This window comes from Limosilactobacillus sp. DJ3M12 (assembly GCF_947381695.1).
In the GTDB taxonomy this organism is placed as follows: Bacteria; Bacillota; Bacilli; order Lactobacillales; family Lactobacillaceae; genus Limosilactobacillus; species Limosilactobacillus kinnaridis.
In genome coordinates, this window is sequence record NZ_CANCWY010000038.1 from 1 (window position 1) to 5,451 (window position 5,451).

Annotated in this window: 3 protein-coding genes and 1 pseudogene; 2 read left to right on the forward strand and 2 right to left on the reverse strand. The window is 37.7% G+C overall.

Translation table 11 applies throughout. The features are described 5' to 3' along the window. The first annotated feature begins 148 nt into the window (after positions 1 to 148). Positions 149 to 3,145 (forward strand): LPXTG cell wall anchor domain-containing protein, encoded by a 2,997-nt coding sequence (locus QOS06_RS10285; RefSeq protein ID WP_283596015.1) that lies wholly within the window; start codon positions 149 to 151, stop codon positions 3,143 to 3,145. A 68-nt stretch (positions 3,146 to 3,213) separates the two neighbouring features. Here the strand turns inward: QOS06_RS10285 and QOS06_RS10290 are convergent, their stop codons facing one another. Then, the gene (locus QOS06_RS10290) at positions 3,214 to 4,194 is read right to left on the reverse strand and encodes a polyprenyl synthetase family protein (RefSeq protein WP_283596016.1); all 981 of its coding nucleotides are present in this window, start codon (positions 4,192 to 4,194) and stop codon (positions 3,214 to 3,216) included. Between the two features lie 80 nt (positions 4,195 to 4,274). Between QOS06_RS10290 and QOS06_RS10295 the strand changes: the two genes are divergently transcribed. Next, positions 4,275 to 5,174 (forward strand): prenyltransferase, encoded by a 900-nt coding sequence (locus tag QOS06_RS10295; RefSeq protein WP_283596017.1) that lies wholly within the window; start codon positions 4,275 to 4,277, stop codon positions 5,172 to 5,174. Positions 5,175 to 5,235: 61 nt separating this feature from the next. Here the strand turns inward: QOS06_RS10295 and QOS06_RS10300 are convergent. Continuing rightward, a pseudogene (locus QOS06_RS10300) lies at positions 5,236 to 5,328 on the reverse strand (cyclase family protein); the annotation flags it as partial. Between the last annotated feature and the right edge of the window lie 123 nt (positions 5,329 to 5,451).

Here is a 5,451-nt window from a genome sequence, read left to right on the forward strand (position 1 = left end):
TGATACCTGATGTCACGCCGAATGGCGTTTTTTATTTACCACCAACTGGGTGGCTAACTTCATTCTATAATCCACCACTTGAAAAAACGTTATTGTTTTACTAGAATGTAAGCGTACTAAATTGAGAAAATAGTTGGAGGAGTAAATAATGAAAAAATTAAGATATACAAGTGTAGCTGTTGCAACATTGGCTGCTGCGACTTTAGCGAGTGCTAATAATAAAGTGAGTGCCGATGCAACTAATAATACTGTTATTACAGAGTCAGCCAGCCAAACGGTTCAAGACGCTGTAAGTGATGCACAAAATGCGGTTAATAGTGCACAATCAAATGTAAATAGTAAAGAACAAGCGTTATCAGATGCTCAGGAAAAGGCACAAACAGCAAATAATGCTTACACTACACAGCAGTCTAAATTAACAGATAGTCAGAAAAACTTAGCTAATAAACAAGATGCTGTTAAGCAGGCGCAAAATAACTTAGATAATGCAGAAAAACTTGCGCAACAAGCAACTCCAGAAAATATTAAACAAACGCAGAAAAATATTTCTGATCAACAAAAAGTTATTCAAAACGCTCAGGGAAATGTTAATGATGCAAATACAGAATTAAATAGAGCTCAAGATCAATTAAATAATGCTAAGCAAAAGCAGGCTAATGCTCAAAAGTTAGTCAATGATAAGAATCTAGCAAAGCAAGATGCTGATAATAACGTTTCTAAAGCAGAAGATGATGTTAAAAACAGCGGCTTAAATGAAGCAGAACAAAATGTACAAAAGGTTCAAACTACTTTAGATAATATAAAAAAGACGAATAGTAGTAATGAATCTGTTTTAAAACAAAATCAAATTGCATTGGCGGATAATAATAAGAAAATTGCAGATTTAAACAATAAAATTGATGCAGCCAAGAAAAACGTAGCAGATGCTCAAAATAATGTTAAAGATAAGCAACAAGCATTAGCAACTGCGCAAAAGGCGCTTAGTGATTTACAAAATCCAGTTGCTCAAGATGAAACAAGCGGAGCAGCTGGCTTCTTTAAGTCAATCGCAGATAATAAAGATAATTCTGAAAGTCTAAGAGAAGATGCTCAAACTGCATATAACATTGTTACTGGTCAGCCAAACGCCTACCAAAATATTACTGTAGAGTGGGCTAAAAAAGCTGTTGATTTGGGGCAAGAAAAGGACTCTACATCATTAAATAATATAGAAAAGGCTCTAGGATATTACCAGTATTGGATGACTTATCGTGATAAGTATGGTTTGAGTCACCCATCAATTTCTTTGACAGCTGTAGCTATTGCTATGCTTAGCTCTGATTTTCAACATTACTCTGATGAATTTAATCATCCTATTTTACTAACTGCTAAATATGGTCCGTTTTATGAAGATGAAGAAGATATATCAGCTGGAGAAGTTAATCCAATTGATAATTGGATGAAAGAAAAAGCTGATATTGACAACTATATTAAAGACCATCCAGATGCAGCTACATATAGTTTTGAAAGTAATTATCCTCTAACTCAGGATGAATGGGAAAAAGATGTTGATTTTTGGAATGATAAACCAGTATATATTGGCCACTATACTTCCATGATTAAACCAGATGCTAATTATGTTGGATTAGCTGGAAATGAATATGAGATTCAACCATTGATGAATAATGCAGATAGTATGGATGAAATTATATTTAATCCAGTTAATGGAATGGACTTCGATAGTTATCAAGATTTAGTACACTCATACTTACAAAACTTTAAGCAAGAAGATAAAATTAAAACTCTTAATGCCAATGTAGTAACTGCAAACCAGAACTTAATTAATGCACAAAATGCAGTTAAATCAGCCCAAAATAACGTTCAGAGTCTACAAGCTAATCTAGCAGAATTAAACAATGGTTCTACTAAGATCAATAAGGCAATTTCAGATACACAAGCTGCTCTTGCTAAGGGCCAAGAAAATCTAGAATTTGAACAAAAACAACTAGATCAAGCAAATCAAACCTTAGCAGATGTTCAAGCTAAAGTTGGTACAAAAGCAAAAGCCTTAGATGATGCTAAAGCTGCCCAATCTAAGGCAGTTGAAGCTTTAAGTCAAGTACAAAAGGCCTTAGACGAAACAAATGATGAAGTTAAAGCTGCCCAATCAAATGTTGAGACTGCCCAAAACAATCTCAATACCAAAAATAATGATTTAAAGAATGCTCAAAATAAATTGACAGCATTAAATCAAACTTTGAGTAATTTAGAAAATAGTAAGGCTAATTTAGAAAAAGCGCAAAAGGCTTTAGATAATGCAAATGATGAAGCTTTGCAAGCAAATAAGGATGTCATTACTCAACAATCAATTTTGAGTTCTTTGAAGAAAAATAAAGAAAAAGCAGATGCCCAGGTTATAACTGCAATAGAAGAGCTTAAGCAAGCTCAATCAGACTTAACTATTGCACAGGGTAGACTAGTTGCTGAACAAAAGATAGCAGAACAAGAGGCACAGAAGGATAATCAGCCAACGAGTCAACCAACTGCTCAACCAAGCGAGCAACCAACCGCTCAACCGACTGAACAGCCAACGAGTCAACTAAGCGAACAACCGACGAGTCAGCCAACTGCCCAACCAACAGAACAGCCGACAGAGCAGCCAACGAGTCAACCAAGCGAGCAACCAACCGCTCAACCGACAGAGCAGCCAACGAGTCAACCAAGCGAGCAACCAACCGCTCAACCGACTGAACAGCCAACGAGTCAACTAAGCGAACAACCGACGAGTCAGCCAACTGCCCAACCAACAGAACAGCCGACAAGTCAGCTAATTGTTCAACCAACAGAACAGCCAACGAGTCAACCGACTGCCCAACCAACAGAACAGCCAAGCGAACAACCAGCAATTGAATCAAACACGCAATTACCTGGTGAACAAAAGAATGAAGAACCACAACCAATGACTATCCAGGTCACTACCAAGAAGGGCAAAACTTCTATCGTCGAACCTACTAATTCTTCATCAACACAACCAACTACTAAGCAAGATGCTCAACAATTGCCACAAACTGGTAATCAAAAGTCATCAAGCTTAATTGGTCTTGGTTTTGCTAGTCTTCTCTCAGCACTTGGTTTAACAAAAGTAAATAAGAAACGGAAAGATTAATTCCGAATAAAAAGGAGTAACCCTTAGCCATCTCGGCTGTGAGGATTACTCCTTTTTAAAACTCTATTTTAATTTACCCGCGTCAATAACTTATCTGCTATCAACTTCAACATCTTTCGGGTATGCTTATCTACTAATTGATCAATTTCGGTTTGCGCTTTTTGTGTAAACTTAGTAGCAATTTCTTGCGCCTTTTTAACACCGCCATGAGTGACAACAATCTTTTGGACTTTTTCCATATCTTCAATCGTCATTTGGCGTTTTTTGGCAAGTAACGGTTCTAATTCATGTCGGTGATTTTGCAAGGTTAAAAGAAGGGGGAGGGAGTAAACACCAGTTGCTAAATCCTCTAAAACAGGTTTGTTAAGGCGTTCATCCCCCGAATAATCAAGAATGTCATCCAATATCTGAAAGCTGATCCCGATATTTTGCCCAATTCGTTTGGCTAAGTTGATAGTTCGACGATCACTATGACCAAAATAGGCTCCTTCTTCAGCGGCAAGACTAAAAATAGCAGCCGTTTTGCCGTTTACATTGCGATAATAATTGAGTAATGATTGACTGAGATCAAAGCGATTATCCATCTGTCCCAATTCTCCAGTAAGAATTTTGCGCATCGTCCGGGCATTTCTTGTCAGATAGGGAGATCCGGTCATTGTTTCTACGAGGAGGTCAAAGAAGATAGTAAAAAGGAAGTCCCCCGTATAGACGGCTGTATCTTTACCAAAAGCGGCTTGGACACTGACGGCTCCGCGACGCTTAGGTGAATCATCAATAATATCGTCATGGATCAAAGTGGCCATGTGTAAGACCTCCAGTGAAGAGGCAATTTTAATTAGTCTTTCTTGCTCATCGGCAGTTTGATAATTGATATTTGCAAATAAAAGGAAGAATGCTGGGCGAAGGTATTTACCACCATTTGAGGCCATCTGTTGCAGGGCATCGTGTAGTTGGGTATTTTTAATTGTAATCCGGTCATTAATTGTTTGATTTACTTTACCTAGAGCGATATTAATCGCCGGATAGGTATGGAAAAAATGTTGTTTCATTAATCGATAATTCCTTTGTTATGGTGTACCATCTATATTGTACCGAACAACTAAGGAATTATGAAAGGAAAATTTACTAAATGTCGTTAAATGTTTTTTTGGAATTAGTAGAAATTAAGGCCAAAACTGCCAGTATCTTACCGATGCTCCTCGGGGTTTGCCTTAGTGTCTATTATTATCATTCTCTAAACCTACTAAATTCAGTTCTGTTTTTCATTGCAATGCTATTATTCAATATGGCGGTTGATATGATGGATAATTATAATGATTATAACCATGCCATTGATACCGTTGATTATAAGAAAAATACAAATATTGTTGGGCGGGAAAATATTTCACCGCGTTTAGTTCTCGGTCTCTTGCTTGCCTTTAGTATAGTAGCCGGCTTAATCGGAATCTATGTAGTTACTCGTGTTGGCCTTCCGTTACTATGGATGGGAATCTTTTGTTTTGCGATCGGCATTCTTTACTCTTCTGGTCCATTTCCTTTGTCAGGGTTGCCAGTTGGTGAATTTGCCTCGGGATTTACAATGGGGTTCATGATTACCCTTATTTCTGTCTTTATTAATGTTGGCCAGCAATTTACATGGTCCTGGGCAAATATCGGGGTCGTCTTTCTCGTTGCTTTACCGGATGAATTGTGGATCTCCAACCTATTATTGGCAAATAATATTTGTGATGCGGGTGAAGATGAAGACAATCGCCGTCATACAGTTATTCACTTTATTGGGCAGAAAAATGGTCTATATGCATTTGCTATTAAGAACGTTTTAGCATTTTTAGCTATTATTTTCGCCGCGGTTCTTCATTTCACGCCATGGACAGTCTTGTTAACCTTATTGATTATCCCATTTGTGGTTAAGCAAACAAGAATGTTATTTGCTAAGCAAGTTAAGAAAGAGACATTTCCATGTGCAGTTAAAATATTATTAATTGGCTCACTGGTTCAAGTCGTAACGTTTGCGATTGGGCTAATTTAAAAGAAAGCAGAGTTAAAGGAGATTTGTTCAAAGGTCTCATTTATCTCTGCTTTTTCTAATATTAATCGAAAATGGCATATGCGCGAACGGGAAATCCTGGAGTCTTTTCGGGTTTTGCAACTGAAATATTAATTACAGCACCAGTTGTTGGTAGTGCGCCCGGCATGGGTATTAGCTAGGTGGTGAAAGTCCGCTATGGACCGTAGTAGTCGGAACCATGAGCTGAGGACAAGGGTGTCCACCGTGAGGTGGAATCTGAAGGAAGTCTAAGGCAAAG

Excerpts from the sequence above, each read along its gene's own strand:
- QOS06_RS10285 (WP_283596015.1), top strand. The coding sequence starts at position 149 with ATGAAAAAATTAAGATATACAAGTGTAGCTGTTGCAACATTGGCTGCT.
- QOS06_RS10290 (WP_283596016.1), bottom strand. The coding sequence starts at position 4,194 with ATGAAACAACATTTTTTCCATACCTATCCGGCGATTAATATCGCTCTA.
- QOS06_RS10295 (WP_283596017.1), top strand. The coding sequence starts at position 4,275 with ATGTCGTTAAATGTTTTTTTGGAATTAGTAGAAATTAAGGCCAAAACT.